1 protein-coding gene is annotated in these 1,329 nt (G+C 71.3%); it reads left to right on the top strand.

What is annotated here, in order from left to right:
- Positions 1 to 178: 178 nt before the first annotated feature.
- The gene (locus G6021_RS11400; RefSeq protein ID WP_182641316.1) at positions 179 to 1,318 is read left to right on the top strand and encodes a P-loop NTPase; all 1,140 of its coding nucleotides are present in this window, start codon (positions 179 to 181) and stop codon (positions 1,316 to 1,318) included.
- Positions 1,319 to 1,329: the final 11 nt, after the last annotated feature.

Here is a 1,329-nt window from a genome sequence, read left to right as displayed (position 1 = left end):
GTCCCCGTCGCCGTCCCCGGAGAACGCGCCGGCGCCTCGTCCCCCTGCGCCGCCGGCCCAGGTCGCGCCGGCCCCACCCGGGCTCCCGGTGTTCGAGCTCCCCTGCATCGCACCGTTCTGCGTGCCGCCGCCTGCCTGAATCGCCCGCCCGGACCCCGACGCCTAGACTCGGGGCATCATGAGTGCACCCAGCGAAGAAGCGATCCGCGCCGCCCTGGCCAAGGTCGACGACCCGGAGATCAGAAAGCCGCTCACGGAGCTCGGCATGGTCAAGGGCGTCGACATCGACGAGGGATCCGGCCGGGTCGAGATAGGCATCTACCTGACGGTGGCCACGTGCCCGATGCGGGACACGATCACCGACCGGGTCCGCACCGCGGTCTCGGACGTCGCCGGTGTGGGCGAGGTCGTGGTCGAGCTCGACGTGATGAACGACGAGCAGCGCACGGAACTGCGCAAGCACCTCCGGGGGGACGCGGCCGAACCCGTCATCCCGTTCGCCCAACCGGGGAACCTCACCCGCGTGTACGCGGTCGCCTCGGGCAAGGGGGGCGTGGGCAAGTCCACCGCCACGGTCAACCTCGCGACGGCGCTCGCGTCCCGTGGACTGTCCGTGGGCGTCCTCGACGCGGACATCTACGGCCACTCGATCCCCCGAATGCTGGGCACCGATGCCCGGCCCACCCAGGTCGAGCAGATGATCCTGCCGCCGGTCGCGCACGACGTCAAGGTCATCTCGATCGCCCAGTTCACCAAGGGGAACACCCCGGTGGTGTGGCGTGGCCCCATGCTGCACCGCGCCCTCCAGCAGTTCCTGGCCGACGTATACTGGGGCGACCTCGACGTGCTGCTGATGGACCTACCGCCGGGAACGGGTGACGTCGCCATCTCGATCGCCCAACTCATCCCGTCGGCGGAGATCCTCGTGGTGACCACACCGCAGCAGGCCGCCGCCGAGGTGGCCGAGCGGGCGGGGTCGATCGCTCTCCAGACCCGTCAGCGGATCGCGGGCGTCATCGAGAACATGTCGTGGCTCGAACTCCCCGACGGCACCCGCATGGACGTCTTCGGCACCGGCGGTGGGGCCGAGGTCGCGGCGAACCTCTCACGCTCCGTGGGGGCACCGGTGCGCCTGCTCGGCCAGGTGCCGCTCGAGCAGGCCGTCCGGGAGCACGGCGACGAGGGAACCCCGATCGTCCTGGCGGAGCCGGATTCACCGTCCGGCAGGGCGTACAGGGAGATCGCGGACGGACTGGCCGTCCGGCCGCGCGGACTGGCGGGGATGAACCTCGGGATCGACACCACGCGCCACCTCTGACCGCCGGGCCG

Origin of the sequence: Dietzia sp. CW19, assembly GCF_014145265.1 — a bacterium.
Lineage (GTDB): Bacteria > Actinomycetota > Actinomycetes > Mycobacteriales > Mycobacteriaceae > Dietzia > Dietzia natronolimnaea.
This window is presented reverse-complemented; position numbering and strand designations above follow the sequence as displayed.

Excerpts from the sequence above, each read along its gene's own strand:
- G6021_RS11400 (WP_182641316.1), top strand. The coding sequence starts at position 179 with ATGAGTGCACCCAGCGAAGAAGCGATCCGCGCCGCCCTGGCCAAGGTC.